This is a genomic window from Citrobacter sp. Cpo045, assembly GCF_030332875.1.
Taxonomy (GTDB): Bacteria; Pseudomonadota; Gammaproteobacteria; order Enterobacterales; family Enterobacteriaceae; genus Citrobacter; species Citrobacter portucalensis.
Window position 1 is genome coordinate 700,675 of sequence record NZ_JAOWGZ010000096.1, and the last position, 20,382, is coordinate 721,056.

General features: G+C 50.0%; 18 protein-coding genes and 1 pseudogene. 12 read left to right on the forward strand and 7 right to left on the reverse strand.

Features of this window, described 5'->3' with window-relative positions; translation table 11 throughout:
* Positions 1-30: 30 nt before the first annotated feature.
* The 6 genes from OGY13_RS15025 to OGY13_RS15050 all read left to right on the forward strand — a co-directional run bounded on the left by OGY13_RS15025 (position 31) and on the right by OGY13_RS15050 (position 5,854).
* The gene (locus OGY13_RS15025) at positions 31-930 is read left to right on the forward strand and encodes a Fe(3+) dicitrate ABC transporter substrate-binding protein FecB (protein ID WP_213753135.1); all 900 of its coding nucleotides are present in this window, start codon (positions 31-33) and stop codon (positions 928-930) included.
* Positions 927-1,925, forward strand: coding sequence for an iron-dicitrate ABC transporter permease FecC (gene fecC, locus OGY13_RS15030; protein WP_213753134.1), 999 nt, complete (start codon positions 927-929; stop codon positions 1,923-1,925). The genes OGY13_RS15025 and fecC overlap by 4 nt, the downstream gene beginning before the upstream one ends.
* Positions 1,922-2,878, forward strand: a complete 957-nt coding sequence (fecD, locus tag OGY13_RS15035) for a Fe(3+) dicitrate ABC transporter permease subunit FecD (RefSeq protein ID WP_213753133.1) — start codon at positions 1,922-1,924, stop codon at positions 2,876-2,878. Before fecC ends, fecD begins: the two co-directional genes overlap by 4 nt.
* Positions 2,879-3,646: a Fe(3+) dicitrate ABC transporter ATP-binding protein FecE gene (gene fecE / locus OGY13_RS15040; RefSeq protein WP_048235639.1), complete on the forward strand. Its 768-nt coding sequence runs from the start codon at positions 2,879-2,881 to the stop codon at positions 3,644-3,646.
* Positions 3,647-4,018: 372 nt separating this feature from the next.
* On the forward strand, positions 4,019-4,621 hold the full coding sequence (locus tag OGY13_RS15045) for a TetR/AcrR family transcriptional regulator (protein WP_008784381.1): 603 nt from the start codon (positions 4,019-4,021) through the stop codon (positions 4,619-4,621).
* 78 nt (positions 4,622-4,699) lie between these two features.
* Positions 4,700-5,854 carry an MFS transporter gene (locus OGY13_RS15050; protein WP_048235640.1) on the forward strand — a complete coding sequence of 385 codons (1,155 nt, stop codon included), beginning with the start codon at positions 4,700-4,702 and terminating at the stop codon, positions 5,852-5,854.
* A gap of 194 nt (positions 5,855-6,048) precedes the next feature.
* Here OGY13_RS15050 and OGY13_RS15055 read toward each other — a convergent pair whose 3' ends face one another.
* Positions 6,049-6,270, reverse strand: coding sequence for a hypothetical protein (locus tag OGY13_RS15055; protein ID WP_128611808.1), 222 nt, complete (start codon positions 6,268-6,270; stop codon positions 6,049-6,051).
* A 97-nt stretch (positions 6,271-6,367) separates the two neighbouring features.
* On the opposite strand from OGY13_RS15055, the gene OGY13_RS15060 reads away from it, so the two are divergent.
* The gene (locus OGY13_RS15060; protein WP_213752884.1) at positions 6,368-6,880 is read left to right on the forward strand and encodes a GNAT family N-acetyltransferase; all 513 of its coding nucleotides are present in this window, start codon (positions 6,368-6,370) and stop codon (positions 6,878-6,880) included.
* A gap of 197 nt (positions 6,881-7,077) precedes the next feature.
* On the opposite strand, the gene OGY13_RS15065 is transcribed toward OGY13_RS15060, so the two are convergent.
* From OGY13_RS15065 to OGY13_RS15075, 3 genes are all read right to left on the reverse strand, one after another.
* A complete protein-coding gene (locus tag OGY13_RS15065; protein ID WP_003832724.1) occupies positions 7,078-7,593 on the reverse strand; it encodes a phosphoribosyltransferase in 516 nt (171 codons plus the stop codon).
* Positions 7,594-7,665: 72 nt separating this feature from the next.
* Complete coding sequence (locus OGY13_RS15070) at positions 7,666-8,781, reverse strand: gluconeogenesis factor YvcK family protein (protein ID WP_137377857.1); 1,116 nt, start codon at positions 8,779-8,781, stop codon at positions 7,666-7,668.
* 1 nt (position 8,782) lies between these two features.
* Positions 8,783-9,919: an MFS transporter gene (locus tag OGY13_RS15075; RefSeq protein ID WP_032934445.1), complete on the reverse strand. Its 1,137-nt coding sequence runs from the start codon at positions 9,917-9,919 to the stop codon at positions 8,783-8,785.
* Between the two features lie 262 nt (positions 9,920-10,181).
* On the opposite strand from OGY13_RS15075, the pseudogene OGY13_RS15080 reads away from it, so the two are divergent.
* Positions 10,182-10,953, forward strand: a pseudogene (locus tag OGY13_RS15080) (DeoR/GlpR family DNA-binding transcription regulator).
* A gap of 259 nt (positions 10,954-11,212) precedes the next feature.
* Here the strand turns inward: OGY13_RS15080 and OGY13_RS15085 are convergent.
* Positions 11,213-12,040 carry a hypothetical protein gene (locus tag OGY13_RS15085; protein WP_213752883.1) on the reverse strand — a complete coding sequence of 276 codons (828 nt, stop codon included), beginning with the start codon at positions 12,038-12,040 and terminating at the stop codon, positions 11,213-11,215.
* Between the two features lie 250 nt (positions 12,041-12,290).
* Between OGY13_RS15085 and OGY13_RS15090 the strand changes: the two genes are divergently transcribed.
* The 4 genes from OGY13_RS15090 (at position 12,291) to OGY13_RS15105 (ending at position 17,671) form a co-directional block, all read left to right on the forward strand.
* Entirely contained in the window at positions 12,291-12,743 is a 453-nt protein-coding gene (locus OGY13_RS15090) for a GNAT family N-acetyltransferase (protein WP_100272639.1), read from the forward strand.
* Between the two features lie 244 nt (positions 12,744-12,987).
* Positions 12,988-14,304, forward strand: a complete 1,317-nt coding sequence (shiA, locus tag OGY13_RS15095; RefSeq protein ID WP_213752882.1) for a shikimate transporter — start codon at positions 12,988-12,990, stop codon at positions 14,302-14,304.
* A 118-nt stretch (positions 14,305-14,422) separates the two neighbouring features.
* The gene (locus OGY13_RS15100) at positions 14,423-15,877 is read left to right on the forward strand and encodes an AMP nucleosidase (protein ID WP_032942969.1); all 1,455 of its coding nucleotides are present in this window, start codon (positions 14,423-14,425) and stop codon (positions 15,875-15,877) included.
* 15 nt (positions 15,878-15,892) lie between these two features.
* Positions 15,893-17,671: an aminopeptidase P family protein gene (locus OGY13_RS15105; RefSeq protein WP_286637683.1), complete on the forward strand. Its 1,779-nt coding sequence runs from the start codon at positions 15,893-15,895 to the stop codon at positions 17,669-17,671.
* 55 nt (positions 17,672-17,726) lie between these two features.
* On the opposite strand, the gene ptsG is transcribed toward OGY13_RS15105, so the two are convergent.
* Both ptsG and OGY13_RS15115 read right to left on the reverse strand, forming a co-directional pair.
* Positions 17,727-19,160, reverse strand: a complete 1,434-nt coding sequence (gene ptsG, locus OGY13_RS15110) for a PTS glucose transporter subunit IIBC (protein WP_003836725.1) — start codon at positions 19,158-19,160, stop codon at positions 17,727-17,729.
* A 416-nt stretch (positions 19,161-19,576) separates the two neighbouring features.
* Complete coding sequence (locus OGY13_RS15115; protein WP_020996495.1) at positions 19,577-20,374, reverse strand: metal-dependent hydrolase; 798 nt, start codon at positions 20,372-20,374, stop codon at positions 19,577-19,579.
* Between the last annotated feature and the right edge of the window lie 8 nt (positions 20,375-20,382).

A 20,382-nucleotide genomic window follows, 5' to 3' on the forward strand; every position in this document is an offset into this window, starting at 1 on the left:
ACGAAACGCCACCCGACGCAGGCAATTTACATGTTCACACCATTACGCACGCTATTCGCCGCTCTGCTGCTCACCGGCCATGCTTTTGCCGCCACGGTTCATGACGAACATGGCACCTTTACGCTTGATAAGACGCCACAACGGATAGTGGTGCTGGAACTGTCGTTCGCGGACGCACTGGCTGCTGTCGATGTCAGTCCGGTCGGCATTGCCGACGATAACGATGCCACACGCATTCTTCCAGAGGTTCGTGCCCATCTGAAACCCTGGCAGTCTGTCGGCACGCGTGCGCAGCCGAGTTTAGAAGCCATCAGCGCGCTGAAACCGGATCTGATCATTGCCGACAGCAGCCGCCATGCGGGTATTTACATCGCCTTACAGCAAATAGCACCTGTGCTGCTGCTCAAGTCTCGCAATGAAACCTACGCTGAAAATCTGCAATCTGCGGCCATCATCGGTGAAATTGTGGGTAAAAAAGCACAGATGCAGTCACGCCTGGCGCAACACCAACAACAGATGTCAGCGTGGGCCAGCCAACTGCCAAAAGACACGATGGTGGTGTTTGGTACGTCCCGAGAGCAGCAGTTCAACCTGCATACTCAGGAGACCTGGACCGGGGGCGTCCTGACCTCTCTGGGGCTGACGGTGCCTGTAGCTATGGCGGGTTCGTCTATGCCGTCCATCGGTCTGGAACAGCTGCTGGCGCTCAATCCGGCATGGCTGCTGGTCGCGCACTATCGTGAAGAGAGCATCGTGAAACTCTGGCAACAAGACCCGCTGTGGCAGATGTTAACTGCGGCGCAAAAACAGCAGACGGCGTCGGTCGACAGTAACGCCTGGGCGCGGATGCGCGGCATTTTCGCAGCCGAACGCATTGCCAGCGACACGGTAAAAATCTTTCACCACCAGCCTTTATCCGATGTGAAATGACAATTTTCAAACATCCAGCGCTACAGTGGGGGCTCCCCCTTGTCGCGCTTATCGCTATCTTCTGGCTGAGTCTGTTTTGCTACTCGGCCATTCCTGTTTCCGGCGTTGACGCCATTCACGCCCTGCTACCAGGCCATACGCCGACGCTTCCACAAGCGCTGGTGCAAAACCTTCGTTTGCCGAGAAGCCTGGTCGCCATTTTGATCGGCGCAAGCCTGGCTCTGGCGGGAACGCTGCTGCAGACCCTGACGCATAATGCAATGGCCTCCCCTTCACTACTCGGTATTAACAGTGGCGCAGCGCTGACGATGGCGCTTACCAGCGCTATCAGCCCTGCGCCCGTTACGGGTTACTCCATCGCCTTTATCGCCGCCTGCGGCGGTGGCGTAAGCTGGCTGATGGTGATGACCGCAGGTGGTGGATTTCGCCACACCCAGGACAGAAACAAACTGATCCTCGCGGGCATCGCGTTCTCGGCTTTCTGCATGGCCCTTACCCGCATCACTCTGCTGCTGACGGAAGATCACGCCTACGGCATTTTTTACTGGCTTGCGGGAGGCGTATCCCACGCACGTTGGCAGGAGTTCTGGCAGCTTTTCCCAATGGTAGTGGTTGCTGTACCGGTGGTATTGCTGCTGGCTAATCAACTGAACCTGCTTAACGTCAGTGACAGCACCGCCCGCACGCTGGGGGTGAATCTGCCGAAGCTCCGTTTGATCATCAATGTTCTGGTGCTGCTTCTGGTCGGTACCTGCGTCAGCGTGGCAGGTCCGGTGGCGTTTATCGGTCTGCTGATGCCGCATCTGGCTCGCTTCTGGGTGGGATTCGATCAGCGCAAGGTCCTGCCGATGAGCATGCTTATGGGCGCCACGCTGCTGCTGCTGGCTGATGTTCTGGCCCGAGCGCTGGCCTTCCCTGGCGAATTGCCCGCGGGGGCAGTAGTGGCGCTGATTGGTGCACCCTGTTTTGTCTGGCTGGTCAGGAGGCGTGGATGAAAATTGCGTTCGTCATTTTCATCGCCCTCGCACTGGCAGGACTTTCGGCTTTGTCACTACAAATGGGGGTGATCGCCGTTCCCTGGCGTGCTCTGCTGAACGACTGGCAGACCGGGCGCGAATATCATTTCGTATTAACGGCGTACCGCCTGCCGCGACTGCTGCTGGCGCTGCTTGTCGGTGCAGCCCTCGCGGTGGCAGGCGTGCTGGTGCAAGGGATCGTGCGTAACCCTCTGGCATCACCGGATATCCTCGGCGTAAACCATGCCGCCAGCCTGGCCTCTGTGGGCGCGCTGCTTCTCTTACCGTCACTACCGGTGATTACTCTGCCGCTACTGGCCTTTGCCGGTGGCATGGCGGGCCTGATCCTGCTGAGAATACTGGCGAACACCAGCCAGCCGATGAAGCTGGCGCTCACGGGTGTTGCGCTCTCTGCCTGCTGGGCCAGCCTGACGGATTATCTGATGCTTTCGCGTCCGCAGGATGTGAACAGCGCCCTGCTGTGGCTGACCGGCAGCTTATGGGGCCGTGACTGGAGCTTTGTGAAAATAGCCGCCCCACTGCTGATTTTGTTTCTGCCGCTGAGTCTGCGTTTTTGCCGCGATCTCGACCTCCTGGCATTGGGCGATGCGCGCGCCACCACGCTCGGTGTGTCGGTGCCGCGTATTCGGCTCCAGGCTTTACTACTGGCCGTCGCCATGACATCGACCGGCGTGGCCGTCTGCGGCCCAATTAGCTTTATTGGTCTTGTGGTACCGCATATGGTGCGCAGCATTACCGGTGGACGCCACCGCTGGCTGCTGCCCGTTTCAGCCATGACAGGTGCGTTGCTGCTGGTGGTTGCCGACCTGCTGGCGCGAATTATTCATCCTCCTCTGGAACTTCCGGCTGGCGTGCTGACCGCCATTATCGGTGCACCATGGTTTGTCTGGCTGCTTGTGAGAATGCAATAAATGACATTACGAACTGAAAATCTGACGGTCTGTTACGGTACAAACAAGGTGCTTGATGGCGTTTCACTCGCCCTACCAGCGGGGAAGACAACCGCCCTGCTCGGCCCTAACGGCTGCGGGAAGTCAACGTTGTTAAACTGTTTTTCACGACTGTTAACGCCGCAGTCCGGAGGCGTATTTCTCGGCGATAGTGCCATCAATACGCTCTCATCACGCCAGCTAGCCCGCAGGCTGGCGCTGCTGCCCCAGCACCATTTAACTCCCGAGGGGATCACCGTCCAGGAGCTTGTTTCGTACGGTCGCAACCCGTGGTTGTCACTCTGGGGGCGTCTCTCCGTTGAAGACAATACGCGGGTCCATGATGCTATGAACCAGACCCGGATCCAACATCTTGCCGACCGACGGTTAACCGATCTTTCTGGCGGTCAGCGACAGCGCGCATTTCTGGCGATGGTCCTGGCGCAGGATACGCCCGTTGTACTACTCGATGAGCCAACCACCTATCTCGATATCAATCATCAGGTGGAACTGATGCGGCTGATGGGCGAACTCCGGGCTCAGGGGAAAACGGTGGTCGCCGTGCTGCACGACCTTAATCAGGCCAGCCGGTACTGCGACCATCTGGTGGTCATGGCGAACGGACATGTTATGGCACAAGGCACACCAGAAGAGGTGATGAACCCTGGATTGCTGAGAACCGTATTCAGCGTGGATACGGAGATACACCCCGAACCAGTATCTGGCAGGCCGATGTGTGTAGTGAGGTAGATGATACAGTCTGTAATGGTACCATGGCTTCAACAGGTCGCCTGTCATATCACTCACGCTGCGATGACTTTACTCTGCCCTGTGAGTTCAATCGGTCGATGCAACACTATCCTTAATCGAAGGGGGACGTTGGACGTTCACTAGAATACGGCAGATTCCGGTGTGATGATTAACCATTACGCGTGGCTGTCGTTGTATCAACGTACTATCCTGGAAAGGATAAAAATCCACACATCCCTCTACAGAAACGCATAGCAATTCATAAGAAAATCTGTCTGCGCGTCATCGCTGATTTATTTATAAAAATTATTTGACTGATCGTTCCATAATCAATACTATGCCGCCTCAACTCATTTCAAGTCCCACATCCCTATGAGTGCTGAAAAACCAACCTTTCCAGGTCGTCCACGAAAGTTCGAAGATCAGGATGTCATTGATGCTGCCGTCGCTGTTTTCAGCGCCAATGGTTATGCAGGCACCTCTGCGCAAGATTTATGCAATGGTACGGGATTAGGGCGGGGAAGCCTATACAATGCCTTTGGAAGCAAGCAAGCCCTGTACGAGCAAGCTTTGTTGCGCAGCCACGAACAAACTATGTCAGCACAGTTAACAATACTCACACAACCAGGTCTGGTAAAAGAGCGATTGCATACCCTTCTGCTCTGGGGTATTGCCGAAGATCTTTCTCAGCCAGAGCAGCATGATGCGATGGTCTTATTTTCAGCCCTGGAGATGGGCAGTAAAGATGAAGCCGTTGCGAGCCTGAATAATGAATATCGTCAGCATTTAGAAAAAACGCTGGTGTCGGTATTCATCGAAGGCCAACGAACCGGCGAACTGAACAATAAAGCATCAGCCGTCGAAATGGCGAGAGGCTTTATGGCAGGCTATTACGGTTTACGTGTACTGAATAAAAACATTACAGATAGAAAAATCCTCGAAGATGTCGTCGCTGGTCTGTTAATCAATTTATAAATTTAAGCGGAAAAATTCATTATTTACTTGCACTCATTTTTGTAATGATCATTCCAATACAAGGAAAAATAAAAAAACATGCCATTAGTCGTTTATATTTTAGGGTTAGCCATTTTTTCATTAGGTACAGCAGAGTTAATGGTGGCGGGTATGATGACCACGCTATCTGAAGCATTTGGTGTTACAGTCGGCGAAGTCGGGCATTTGATTTCATATTATGCATTCGGTGTAATGCTAGGTGGCCCGGTATTAACCTACACCTTTCTTAAGTTTAAAGCGCCCTATCGCTCAACGTTATTATGGCTGTTAGGGTTATATGTTATCGTACAAGGATTAAGCGTCTTTGCCTCTGATTACAATGTGTTAGTTGCCATTCGAATCGTGACAGGTATTTTATGTGCAGGGTGTTTAAGTCTTTCACTCGCGACAAGTATGGCTCTTGTATCTGTTGAAAATCGCCCTCGTGCCGCATCAATAGTGATAGCTGGTTTTATGGTATCCAATGTCTTTGGTGTACCTATCGCGACAATCATTGACCAGCACTGGGGCTGGAAAATGAGTTTTGGACTGGTCGCGGTCCTGGTTTTCATATGCCTGCTAGCATTAGTACGTTTATTGCCACATATGAGCGGCGGCGGTGCTATCAAGATGGCTGAAGAGATTAAGGCATTTAAAAATAAAGCCTATTGGAAAGCCTGTGCAACCAGCTGTTTGATTTTGGGAGCAAGTTTTGCGGCATTCAGTTATTTTGTTCCCGTGCTTACTGATGTCAGTGAATTTACAATGCAGACGGTTCCCTTCATTCTGATGCTTTATGGACTAGCCAATATCATCGGGAATATGGTAACGGGACGTCTTGCATATCGCCATAGTTTAACTGTTATGGTTGTCGGCTTAACAATATTGAGTATTTCTTTGCTCGGCATGGCGCTATTTGTTCAATATCAGGTCATTGCTATTCTGGCTGTTATACTTATCGGTTTATCTGGCGTACCAATGAATCCGGCAATGATGGCAAGAATTGTCAGCGTGGCACATCCAGGGCCAATGGTCAATGCCGTTCATACTTCCGTGATCAATATTGGATTAGGTGGCGGTTCTTATTTAGGTGGAATGGCAATTTCATCTGGATTCGGTTTACGTTCAGCTCTATGGATTGGAATGGTATTAGCGGTTCTGGCTTTATTATCCGTATTACCTTATATCCGTCGTAGTAAACAAGGCTGGAGTTAATAGGTTCTGAAGATAAAAATGCCCCACTTATAAAAATCACGGGGCGTCGATATAGCCGTTAAATTTTATTCAAAGCTAACTGGCCGCATATCGCTCAAAGTTGCTCCTCAGCTCCACGTCAGGCGCGGAGTAAACGCATCCGTGTAAGAGCATAATTTTCATGTGCCACTAAAGCAGCGTGTTCCCTTCGACATTCAGTCAGCTTTATACGCCTGCCACTCGCGCCAGACATTCTCAGGATCAATATCGCGGTAGCCGCGCTCTCTGATTATGCCCTCGGCTGCTTCGGCCGGCAGGCGGATGGCTGTAGCGCCATCGCGGATGGACTCAACCTCATCGCGGGTCAATTCCCGTCCCATGTCCTGTTCTTTATCAATCAGGACGGCGATCAACGCAGGGATAAAAACAATCTTCATACTGATAAGCCTCTGAAATATTCGCATACCACTGTATCACTGACAGTTTTGATATAGTTCAGTAATCGTTAATTTATTACCAGGACAGGAATCATTCATGACATTACAAATCCGTGAAGCCACACCTGCCGACGCGATGTTGCTTAATGCGCTGGGCTACCGCATCTACCGCGCACACTTTGAACATCTGTGGGAGTCAAAGTCTGAACTGGAAGCTTTTTTAGCAAGCGAATATTCTCTGGACGAGCTGGAACAGAGCCTGAATGAGCAAGCGGTCTGTTGGTATGTAGCAGAGACCGATAGTCCAATTGGTTTTGCGAAAGTGACCTATGAAAGCAGCATCCCTGATACGAATATGTCAGGGATGCTGCTTAACAAATTCTATCTTGATCCTGCAGACACCCGTAAAGGTTACGGTCAGGTCATGTTTGACACCGTCAAAGACCTGGCCCGGGCCAGGGGGAAAGACTTTGTATGGCTGGAGGTTCTTGAACAGAACGAACGCGCCTGTAATTTCTACCGCAAACAGGGCATGACCTTAATTAAAAGAGACTATTTCAAAACAGCTTCACAGCAGAGCGTCATCAGGATTATGGGGATTGCTGTCTAGCGGGTGACCGGCCGCTTCGTGCCAACAGCGGACATTGTTTCGGTCTACTGTCAGTGTTGTAACTTTTCTTAACTGACTGTTTTTGTGGGGCTGGCGGGAATTGAATCTGCGAGCACACAGAAAAGTGATCCAGAAAATTAACCATTAAAGGCAATTTATCCGTAACCGAGCCCCACTTAACATAAGTGCACGACTGGTTATTTCATTAATTTAGTAATATTGGGCCGATTGCGATATTTATTATCCCATGGCATACCATAGCCAATGAGTAGATCATCACTCTCCATTTCATAGGCAAAATACTGTTTTACAGGAATATTCACTCTTCCAGGTTTGACGAAGAGGACGGCAACAGACAGGGATGCTGGATTGAAATTATCTAAGATATATTTAATAAGGCGCTTCATTGTACCACCTGATTCTATTGCATCATCAATAAGAATGACATGACGATTTTCAATCTCAATATTTTGATGGTAAACAATAGTGGAGTTGTTATTTCGTTCACCAGGTGTGTGAGGGCAGGATATGTAATCCATGCTTACATCAAACTTCAGCTTTCTTGTTAAGTCTGCTGTATAGAGAATACCGCCTGGAACAACAGTTATAACAACAGCATCGGTGTAGTCATTGTTCAACTGCTCAGCCACACGACTGACACCGACAGCAATACTTTCTTCATCAAGAATAACTTCACCAATATGATGATTCATCGTTCGAACTCCACGTATGTTGTAATAACGAACTAAGCATTCAACTTATCAATCAAAAAGACTTCTTTCCGATTAATTTTCAACCAGAGACAATAGCCTGTTTGCAAGTATTTCACCATCGTGTTTACCACGCACCCAGACATCTTCAAACTCATCCAGCACACAGGTGTAGCGGGTTGATTCATTGATTTCATCCGAGAGATAGGCAAATTCACCCACATATTTTTCAATTGAAAGAAATCTCTGATTTCCCAGAACCATCAACTCAGGCAAGGCAATGGATGCGTCTGCATCGTGCCATTGCTGGATAAAACGATTAGCAACATCCTGCAAACCCAGTCCATGACTCTCACGGCATTCTAAAATATTAGCGATCAGTGCTACGGGGCATCTTGCTTTTGCTATGGCTGCGATTACGCCCTTAACCTGAAGATGTGGCATGATACTGGTATAAAAACTGCCAGGACCGAAAGCGACAAGATCCGCGTTCTTTATGGCTTCCAGCACGGCAGTATTTACCTGAGCATTGCTTCCGTTGGACGTTTGCAATGTGACAGAATTGATGCCAATCTCCGCCTGTTGCCTAGAAAGATGGGTAATTCTGTCCTGAGGTGAAACATGCTGCCCATCATTAAGATTAGCGGAAAGCACAAGATCATTATTGAGTGAAGAAGGCCAGACTTCTCCTGTAATGCCGCAGAGTTTTCTGAAAACAAAAATCGCGGTATTCATATCCCGATTATGTGCCAAATAGGCGCCGGTTAAGATGAAATTCCCGATACTGCCATTACGGTAGTCAAATGCGACACCCACCGTGGTAGAAAAAATCTGGAGATAATTAACAATTGCGCCTCTCAATCCAGTATCGAGGCGCTCAAGCAAAGGATGTCTGTCCTCCGCATAAGCCTGAAATTCTCTCAAAGCTTCCTGAGTTTCCCCCTCGGATGATAAACGGGTATTGCAGATGCGAACGATATCACCCGAACAGTTTTCACCATAGGCCATGGTCATTAGCGCCTGGCGGATATCACCTACAGATAATACATCGATATTTTCTCTAATTGATCGTGAGCTTCCACCGCTATCCCACGCAGGAACAATACGAGTCAAAGAAACTGGATGGTGGCAAAGCGCAATATTCAGAGAACGGCATGCACTGCCACCAGAAAACAAAACAATACGCTTCACTTTAAATCTCCTGGTGCAATTTTAGTGTTTTACTTAATGCCAGACTTAGCATTAATACGAGAATCATGAGTGCCGCTACAAAGATAAAGGCAGCAGGCAAAGAACTTCGGTGGGCAATAAAACCAATCATGGCTGGTCCTGCAAGTACGCCGATATACCCCATCGTAGTCACAGCTGGAACTGCAACTGCCTGCGGCATGCTCTGCTGTTTGCCAATCTGGCTGAACATAACAGGTACAATGTTTGCGCAGCCTGCGCCTATAAAGAAATAGCCGGCAAGGAGTGCGGGAATTGAGCTAACCAGGATAATGAGGCAAAAACCGAAAAAGGCCAGAATTGCACCGTAAATGACGACAGGCAAAGCGCCAAGGCGACTAATGACCGCATCACCGCTAAGTCTTCCCACCGTCATAGCGACAGCAAAGCAAGTGAAACCGAGACCTGCCTGAGAATCCGCAACTTGCCTTACTTCCGACAGATAAACAGCACTCCAGTCAAGTACGGTTCCTTCAGCCAGAAAAACGATAAAGCAGATGACACCTAAGAGCAGGACATCTCCTTTAGGAAAGGAAAATGATGGGCCTTCTGCTGGGCTGGCATAGGTAAGAAGTTGTCTGTAACTGGCTATTAACAACAAGAAGATAATGAGACAGACTGACAATGATGCTGTGTGAATGTTCAGACCAACAGTGAGCAGGCCGGTCATTACGCCAGCTCCCGCAATACCTCCTACGCTATACATCCCATGGAAACCGGACATAAGTGGGATGCTTTCGTTTTTCTCTACCAGTATTGCCTGAATATTCATGGCGCAGTTGGCAAGGCCAATCCCAGTGCCGAACGTGAGTAGAAGAAGGCCAAGTGAAACGGGGTCATTGGCTAATGTTAAAAACGGCATGGATAACAGAATAATCAGTACTGCACAGCCGATAATTTTACGACAGCCGAAGCGAGCTGTGAGAGGCCCTGCAAGGGGCATAGAAATAATAGCGCCCCCTCCTAGGCACAGGAGTAAAACACCCAAAACTGCCTCGTTAGCTCCAGTATTAATTTTTGCAAAAGGGACCATCACAGCCCAGGCTGACGTTGCCAATCCTGCGATGAAGAATATGCATCGTGTTGCAACTTTTTCGTTCATTCTTGTGCTCGCTTTGCGTTCGTTACGAGAGCGGTCTTTCGCATTTTCGCACTGCACCAGCCTGACTCATGGATACACAAATGTTGCTCTGATAATGAGATAAAGGGGCACGGTCGAAACATGCTTTAACCAGCTGAAATTTATGTTGATTTATGAATCCCCTATGCGCCGGGGAGTAATGTAAATCAACGGAGTTGACACAGATAATATGAATGCACGATCATGCACCCTCTTGCTCGTTTAAATGAACTTAGGAGTTAACGTGCTCGATTATGCAGCTTTCCCGGATCAACGACAAGCCCTAATTCGTGAGCTCTTACAAGAAAAAGGACGGGTTGTTTGTGTCGAGCTTTCTGCTCAACTAGGTGTGTCAGAACACACAATTCGCCGTGATTTACATGAGCTTAGTAAGGATGGCGTTTGCAAAAAGGTATACGGTGGGGCTGTGGCCACACTGCCTGAAGTAGGGAATTATGCTGATCGCACAACTACAAAAAACAGATGAAAAGAGCATGATCGCGCAAAAGTGCGCGCAACTTATCAAAGCAAATAGCTGTATCTTTATCGATTCAGGCACGACGAATCTTGCTATGGCCATAGCTCTTCCGGAGTCAGTGGCTTTAACTGTGGTGACAAACTCGCCAGAAATAGCTGCCATTCTATTAAGAAAACCGTTATGCGAAGTCATCATGCTGGGTGGAGCGGTTCAACGCTCATCTGGAGGGTGTGTTGGCAGTCCTGCCCTTGAACAAATTAAAGCAATTATCTTCGATCAGGGTTTCATCGGAGGTTGTGCAATGTCGTTAGAATCAGGTCTGACTGGTTTCGATTATGCTGATTGTGAGTTCAAGAAAGCGGTTATCAGACAGTGCAGCGAAGTGATTGTGGGATTAACATCCGACAAGATCCCTGCGGCCGCTCGCTATGTCGTTGCAAGTAGCAGCCAGATAGATGTGCTCGTCATTGAGGGGGGTGTGAGCAAAAAATATGCTGAAGTATTCCAGGAAGCTGATCTTCAGATTTATGAAATTTAGAGTAAGACTGTGCCGCCAGTCCGCATAACCCCCATGTCTGACTGTTTATGCTAACGCCGTTGTGGGGGGGGAAGTGCAAACGTCTGCTGTTCGCTCACAGCGGACTTTCAACCCAGCAAACTCGTCCGCTTCGTGCCAAAAACAGACGTTACTAAGATAATTTTTGAATGGATTTTTTATAAAATATGATAGTGCAAGTAGCCAATAAGAAACGCATTAGATACGTTTCTTATTGGTGGTTTTCCGCCTATTAATGATATCATTCTTCTAAGTAACGTTTGAGCCACTTGTCATCTAGCTCTTTAAGTCGGACGGCATCAATACCTCTTGAGAACTTATTAATCCTATACTCAGAATATTGTAAGAAATAAGATAATGATAATGCTCTGATTATGGAGAAATATCCATTCAATCGAATCACTTCATCCTTAAGCCTTTTTTTTCTCTCTTTTCCTGTATGTATTTTAGCATTCGCTGCACTTCTAATATCGTTAGGCGGGAGATCTTCGAGTCTTACTGCCTCAGCCCATAACATATCAATTAATATCAGACATCTTCGTCTAATTCCATCATGGCAAACAAGCCAAGTGCGAATAGAACGTTGCACATCCACATGTTCTTTATCACCCCAATTGCCTTGACGTGATGAATATTCATAATCTAGTAAACTTCTCATAGCAGCACTTTGTCTAAGAAATTCAGTGCCTAGGATCGGATACGTATCACCAATTCGAAGATGCCCTTGCATAATTCGTAAACAAATATCATTTAATTCAGTAAAAACACGTATCGTGGGTTCTAAAGCCCAAATTTCTCGGGTTGTGTTTTTTCTCTCGGTTTTCATCCTATCTATTTCAGAAATGACCTCTGCTGTGGCAATCTGATAATAGTCACCAGAAGAATGGCCGAAATAAATAACTTTACTCCAATCAATTCTTATTTCCCCCCATCGTTTTCTATAAGTTTCTGCCCAATCAAGCCTGAGCTGAGTTCGTTGACCTATTAGGATGAAAATTTGGCATAATCCAATTAGTGCTAATATTCCCGTTGCATATGCTGTAAAGATAACTGACGGGGAGTCACTCATACTCTATCCCTATACTTTCAAGTTGTTTGATAAAATTATTTACAGAATTAAGTTATAGTACACCTTGTTAATATCTTTTTTCTATAGTTTATTATTTCAAGATCTCCTTTTTTGATGTCCGCTCTTCGCTCACAGCGGACCTTCAGCTCAGTTGCCTGGTCCGCTTCGCGCCAAGAGCGGACATTGAACAAGATTTGATGTAGGGTATTGCGCGATTCGTATAGCCGCAACGTTAATGAGAGCCAGACTTATGAACTACTTTATTCGACCAGCTACGCCTGACGATATCAATAAAATAATCGAATTCACCACTCAGGAAGCACAAGAATCTGAAGGTTCAGTGGTTGACCTTGTTGCTGTGGAGCGTGGCGTTTTGTCGGCGTTTAGTGAAAATCCACGTTCAAAATATTGGGTCATGGAAGATTCTTCAGGAACAGTGATCGCCAATACCTCTGTCGTAAAAGAATGGAGTGATTTTCATGGAAATGACTACTGGTGGATCCAAAGTTTTTATATCGCCCCGGAGCATCGTGGGATGGGATTAGCTGATGAGCTCATCAAACATCTTACAAAAGAAGCTAAATCAGAAAAGGCACTGGAGCTTCGTTTATATGTCCATGGAGATAACGGGCGTGCGATTCGTGCTTATGAGCGATGTGGTTTCACCGAATCTCCGTATACCATTATGAAAGTGGGTTTATAACTTCCCCAAATACAGCGCTCCTAATGCTCCACCTGAAATCAGAACACCCCTGACAGCCCACGATTCCACCAGGTTCAGATTTCTCATTCATCTTATTTTTCATGTTGCCATCAGATGAGGGAGATAATCGTTTTCACTTCCCGTCTGTCGCGGTAATCTCATAACGGTCGTTAATATTGCGACTGCAATGTGTGTAACCCAACTCAAATACTAATAACTAAAAAACAGTACAGACAGGATAACTATGGATTCCTCCCTCACCTCCACGGGTCCCCAACAGGACGCCTCTTCACTTAACCGCGCCCGACGCGCTGCGCTTGGTAGCTTCGCGGGTGCCGTGGTCGACTGGTATGATTTTCTGCTTTACGGCATCACTGCCGCACTGGTCTTTAACCGCGAGTTCTTCCCGCAAGTCAGCCCTGCGATGGGGACACTTGCCGCATTTGCCACCTTTGGCGTCGGATTCTTGTTCCGCCCGCTAGGCGGGGTGATCTTCGGCCACTTCGGCGATCGCCTGGGGCGTAAACGTATGCTGATGCTCACCGTCTGGGTGATGGGGATCGCCACTGCACTGATAGGGATTATTCCTTCCTTTGACACCATTGGCTGGTGGGCACCCGTTCTGCTGGTGACGCTGCGTGCTATTCAGGGATTCGCCGTTGGCGGTGAATGGGGCGGCGCGGCGTTGCTCTCGGTCGAAAGCGCGCCGAAAAATAAAAAAGCCTTCTACAGCAGCGGTGTTCAGGTCGGTTATGGCGTCGGGCTACTGCTTTCTACCGGTCTGGTCTCGCTGATTAGCTCGCAAACCACCGATGAGCAGTTCCTGAGTTGGGGCTGGCGTATTCCATTCCTGTTCAGCATTGTGCTGGTATTGGGCGCGTTGTGGATGCGTAACCGAATGGATGAATCAGCCGAATTCGAACAGCAGCAACAGGCGCCGCAACCAGAGAAAAAGAGACTACCGGTAGTCGAGGCGTTAATCCGTCATCCAGGTGCCTTTTTGAAAATTATCGCTCTGCGCCTGTGTGAACTGCTGACGATGTATATCGTCACTGCGTTTGCCCTAAATTACTCCACGCAGAATCTGGGCTTACCCCGTGAACTGTTTCTGAATATCGGCTTGTTGGTGGGTGGGCTGAGCTGTCTGACCATCCCCTGCTTCGCCTGGCTCGCCGACCGTTTTGGTCGCCGGCGCGTTTACATTACCGGCGCACTGGTCGGGACGCTCAGCGCATTCCCGTTCTTTATGGCGTTAGAAGCGCAATCCATTTTCTGGATCGTTTTCTTCGCGATTATGTTGGCCAACATTGCACACGATATGGTGGTCTGCGTGCAGCAACCTATGTTTACCGGTTTGTTTGGCGCAAGCTATCGCTACAGCGGCGCGGGCGTTGGTTATCAGGTAGCAAGCGTGGTTGGCGGCGGTTTTACCCCCTTCATTGCTGCTGCGCTGGTAACATTCTCCGGCGGAGACTGGCACAGTGTGGCCATTTATCTGATGGCGGGTTGTCTTATTTCCGCCACTACAGCATTGCTGATGCGGGATAAGCAGCACGGTTAAGCCAGGGTGCGGAGGCCGTCCGGTCTTCGCACAATCTTCCTCAACGTCTGACTTTTGTTTCACATTCCTGTGACATACTATCGGGAGAGCAGTACATCTGTGGAACAAGGAGACAGACATGAACAATAAGGGCTCCAGCCTGACCCCAGCTCAGGCACTGGATAAACTGGACGCGCTGTACGAGCAGTCGGTTAAAGCACTGCGTAGCGCCATTGGTAAGTATATTGAAACAGGGACGCTCCCTGACGTAATCGCCCGCCATAACGGTCTTTTTGTTTACCCATCACTGTGTGTCACCTGGGATGGCAGCGCCACCAACCCCCCGAAAACCCGCGCCTATGGTCGTTTTACCCATGCGGGCTGCTACACCACTACGATTACCCGTCCGTCGCTTTTTCGTCCGTATCTTGAAGAACAACTCACGCTGCTGTATCAGGATTATGATGCGCATATCTCCGTTGAGCCGTCGCAGCATGAAATTCCCTATCCGTATGTCATTGACGGTTCTGAACTGACGCTCGACCGCTCGATGAGCGCCGGCCTAACGCGCCATTTCCCCACAACCGAGTTGTCACAGATTGGCGATGAAACAGCCGACGGTACCTATCATCCGGCGGAATTCTCCCCGTTGTCGCACTTCGACGCCCGACGAGTAGATTTTTCGCTGGCTCGACTACGCCACTACACGGGAACACCGGTTGAACATTTTCAGCCTTTTGTGCTGTTCACCAACTACACCCGCTACGTCGATGAGTTTGTGCGTTGGGGGTGCAGCCAGATCCTCGACCCGGACAGCCCGTATATCGCGCTTTCTTGTGCGGGCGGGATCTGGATCACCGCTGAAACTGAAGCGCCTGAAGAAGCCATCTCCGATCTCGCCTGGAAGAAACACCAGATGCCCGCCTGGCATTTAATCACCGCCGACGGTCAGGGGATCACGCTGGTTAATATCGGCGTTGGCCCGTCTAACGCCAAAACCATTTGCGATCATTTGGCCGTACTGCGTCCTGATGTCTGGCTGATGATTGGTCACTGTGGCGGGCTGCGTGAAAGCCAGGCGATTGGCGACTATGTTCTGGCCCATGCTTATCTGCGTGACGACCACGTGCTGGATGCCGTACTGCCGCCAGATATTCCAATTCCGAGCATCGCGGAAGTGCAGCGCGCACTGTATGACGCTACCAAAGAAGTCAGCGGTATGCCCGGCGAAGAGGTTAAACAGCGCCTGCGTACCGGTACCGTCGTCACCACTGACGATCGCAACTGGGAGCTACGCTATTCCGCTTCTGCGCTACGCTTTAACCTCAGCCGCGCGGTGGCTATCGATATGGAAAGTGCCACCATCGCCGCCCAGGGATACCGTTTCCGCGTTCCGTACGGCACGCTACTGTGCGTTTCCGACAAGCCGCTGCACGGTGAGATCAAACTGCCTGGTCAGGCCAACCGTTTTTATGAAGGTGCCATTTCTGAGCATCTGCAAATAGGTATCCGGGCTATCGATCGTTTGCGTGCTGAAGGCGACCGACTGCACTCCCGTAAATTACGTACATTCAACGAACCGCCGTTCCGTTAAGGCCTGAAGGTAACTATGCACAACTCAACTCCTCTTTCCGCCCTGCGTAACCTGCTGATAGCGCAGGGGCTGGATGGCATGATTGTCCCGCGCGCCGACGCTCATCAAAGCGAAGATTGTACGCCGCATGACAATAAACTAGCCTGGCTGACCGGTTTTAGCGGCTCAGCGGGACTCGCGCTGGTCCTGCAAGACCGCGCATTAATGTTTGTCGATGGACGTTATCAGGTCCAGGTACGCAATGAAGTCTCGCTGGATGATTTTGAAATTCATCATTTACACGATGAACCGCTGGCCGACTATTTGCAGTCTCATGTTGCAGCAGGCAAACGTATCGGCTTTGAACCGATGCTGATGGTCAATAGCCAGTTTGAAGCACTGTCGGCAACCCACTGCGAGCTGGTGCCTCTTGAGCAAGATCCTTTTGACCAGGTATGGCTAGACCGCCCGGCAGCACCCTGCGGCATCATTCGTGAAATGCCCATTGAAATCAGCGGGGAAAGCAGCACGCAAAAGCGTGCCCGCGTCGTGGAACAACTCGCTCAACACCAGGCTGACGTGCTGGCAATTACTCTGCCGGATAACATTGCCTGGTTATTGAATGTGCGCGGTTCGGATCTGGCCATGGTGCCAGTGCCGTTTTCGTTTGCCCTGCTCCATCGTAGCGGTGAGCTGGAGTGGTTTGTGGATAGCAATAAAACGCAACAGCTCCCCTCATCACTGCTGGATACGCTTACTTTGGCCCCGCAAGAGAATTTTCTGACTCGCTGCCAGCAATTAGCTAATGGGAAGCGTTTCCTGGTCGATAAAGACTACGCCCCGGTCGCATTGCGTTTTGCCATTGAAGAACACGGTGGCAACGTTCTTTGGGCGCCCGATCCCATCACTCTGATGAAATCCCACAAAAATGACGTTGAACTGGCAGGCTATCGGGAATGCCATGAACAAGATGGCGCAGCCTGGGTAAACTTCCTTGCCTGGCTGGCCCATGAAGTTCCTTTGCGCGAAGCGGCAGGCAATCCGGTCACCGAGCTGGAAGCGCAGGCCAAGCAACTGGAATTTCGCCAGCAGCAGCCGGGATTTATCGAGCAAAGTTTCAGCACGATTTCGGCCTCTGCCAGCAATGCCGCAATGTGCCATTACCACTCCAGTGAAAAAACCAATACGCCAATTACCTCGCAGGCCATGTATCTGAATGATTCCGGTGGCCAGTACCACAATGGTACGACGGATACGACGCGTACCCTCGCGTTTGGCCCACAGGATCCGCAACGTCGCCTGCATTACACTGCCGTGTTGAAAGGCTTTTTGTCGCTTATTTCGCTGCAGTTTCCCAGCGGGACTCAGGGCCATCAACTGGATGCTTTTAGCCGCCGGGCGTTGTGGGAGCTGGGTCTGGATTTTAATCATGGTACGGGACACGGCGTGGGTCACCAGTTGCTTATTCATGAGCAACCCCATCGCATCGCCAAAAAAGTAAACCCGTGGCCACTGGTCGCAGGCAACATCATCACCATCGAGCCGGGTTATTATTTGGCCGGACAATATGGGATCCGTATTGAGAATCAGGTGGAGATTATCAACAGTCGTCCTGCTTTCTGTCGTTTCTCAACGCTGACGCTGGTACCGATTGATTTGAATCTGGTCGAACTGCATCTGCTGAGTGATGCTGAGAAACAGTGGATTGATGATTACCACCAGCAGGTCAGAGAGACGCTATCCCCGCGCGTGAACGCAGAGGCACGTCCCTGGCTGTTCGCCGCCACCGCACCGATTCGCATTCAGGCTAATTAATGCAATAAAAAAGGCAGCCCGCAGGCTGCCTTAGTTCTCCCCAACTTCTTACTGCTTAGCTGTTACGGATGTACTCATCCATTTCAGTTTTCAGGTTATCGGACTTAGTCCCGAAGATAGCCTGAACACCGGAACCAGCTACCACAACGCCTGCCGCACCCAGTTTCTTCAGGCCAGCCTGATCCACTTTAGCAACGTCAGCCACGCTGACACGCAGACGAGTGATGCACGCATCGAGGTTAGTGATGTTTTCTTTACCGCCGAATGCAGCAACCAGAGCCGGAGCCATTTCACCGGTCGCACCTGCTTTGCTGTCTTCGGTAGCATCTTCACGACCTGGCGTTTTCAGGTCCAGCGCTTTGATCAGCACACGGAAGATGGTGTAGTAAACAATCGCATAACCGATACCGACAATCGGGAACAGCCACAGTTTGCTGCTGTTACCGGACAGAACGATAAAGTCGATCAGACCGTGGGAGAACGACGTACCGTCGCGCATACCCAGCAGGATACAGATCGGGAATGCCAGACCAGCCAGAATCGCGTGGATGATGTACAGGATCGGCGCCACGAACATGAAGGAGAACTCGATCGGCTCGGTAATACCGGTCAGGAACGAGGTCAGCGCCGCGGAGATCATGATACCGCCCACTTTCGCGCGGTTTTCTGGTTTAGCAGAGTGCCAGATAGCAATAGCGGCAGCCGGCAGACCGTACATTTTGAACAGGAAGCCACCGGACAGTTTGCCCGCAGTCGGGTCACCCGCCATATAGCGAGGAATATCACCGTGGAACACCTGGCCCGCAGCGTTGGTGTATTCACCGATCTGCATCTGGAATGGAACGTTCCAGATATGGTGCAGACCAAACGGTACCAGGCAGCGTTCAATGAAGCCATAGATACCGAATGCCACGACCGGGTTCTGGTATGCAGCCCACTGAGAGAACGTCTGAATAGCAGTACCAATCGGCGGCCAAATGAAGGACAGAACCACACCTGTGAAGATGGCAGCCAGACCAGAAATGATAGGAACGAAGCGCTTACCCGCAAAGAAGCCAAGATACTCAGGCAATTTGATACGGTAGAAACGGTTGAACATATACGCTGCAATCGCACCGGAGATAATCCCCCCGAGAACACCCGTATCAGCAAGGTGTTTAGCGGCGATCTCTTCAGCAGGTAAATGCAGAACCAGCGGCGCAACAACAGCCATGGTCTTAACCATGATGCCGTAAGCAACAACGGATGCCAGTGCAGATACACCGTCATTATTAGTGAAGCCTAACGCAACACCGATAGCAAAAATCAGCGGCATGTTCGCAAAAACAGAACCGCCTGCTTCTGCCATTACGTGCGATACAACGGCTGGCAGCCAGCTGAAGTTAGCGGAACCGACGCCCAGCAGGATACCTGCAATCGGGAGTACGGATACCGGCAGCATCAGCGATTTACCGACCTTTTGCAGGTTAGCAAATGCATTCTTAAACATAATTAGGAGTGCTCCTGAGTATTTGTGCTTATACACTTCATCCTTCAAACCGCCTCAGGGCGGGCTGCGCTCGCTCATCCCAGTCACTTACTCTAGTAAGCTCCTGCAATTCACTCACTTGCCGCCTTGATGCAGCTTGATTGACTTTGTGTATTCTACGTTCTCACGCATTGGCGAGGGGGGAGAACCTCGCCGTGTACAGGGCATCTAAGTACCCTTTATTTATTACACAGAGTAAAATAATTCAGTTTGTTTTTGTTTGACGGCTATCACAGTTCAGTCGTGAATGGCCGCAAAATCCGCACATTCCGATAAAATGCGTTTCTGAATGTGTCAAACTGATTATTCACCGCCCATTTTGTGGCGGTGAACTTTACTCGCATTAGTGATTAATTACGAGCTTTAAAAAAAGTCAGTTAACGAACAGATTGCAGGCGAGAAGCGTCGATGTGAAACAGGCGGGCAAAGTTATCAGTGGTTGCCTGCGCCAGTTCTTCAACGGCAACACCTTTCACTACGGCCATGTACTCTGCAACGTCACGAGTCATGGCGGGCTGGTTCTCTTTTCCACGATGCGGTACAGGCGCAAGGTAGGGAGAATCCGTCTCGACCAATAACCGGTCCAGAGGAACATAGCGGGCGGCATCACGGAGCTGCTCTGCATTTCGGAACGTGACGATGCCGGAAAACGAGATATAGAATCCAAGGTCCAGTAATTTGCCCGCCGTTTCTCTGTCCTCTGTAAAACAGTGTAGTACGCCGCCACAATCCGTCACTTTTTCTTCGCGCAGAATAGACAGCGTATCGGCTCGCGCATCGCGGGTATGCACGATAACCGGCTTCTGTAACTCACGGCCAATCTGAATATGGTGGATAAAAGATTCCTGCTGGCGCACCTTTGTTTCCGGCGTGTAAAAATAGTCCAGCCCGGTTTCTCCCATCGCCACAACCCCCTCTTCGGCGGCAAAGCGACGCAGGTCCTCAACATCATAGGTTTCATCCTGATTTAACGGATGCACGCCGCAGGAGAAAACGACATTGTCACGCTCACCGACCAGTTCGCGCATACTGCGATATCCAGGCAGAGTTGTCGCGACGGCAAGACAGAATTTCACATCACGTGCGGCCGCTTTTGCCAGCACGTCATCCACGTCCTTATGCAGAGATTGATAATCCAGGCCATCAAGATGGCAGTGTGAGTCGACTAAAAACATAATGTCTC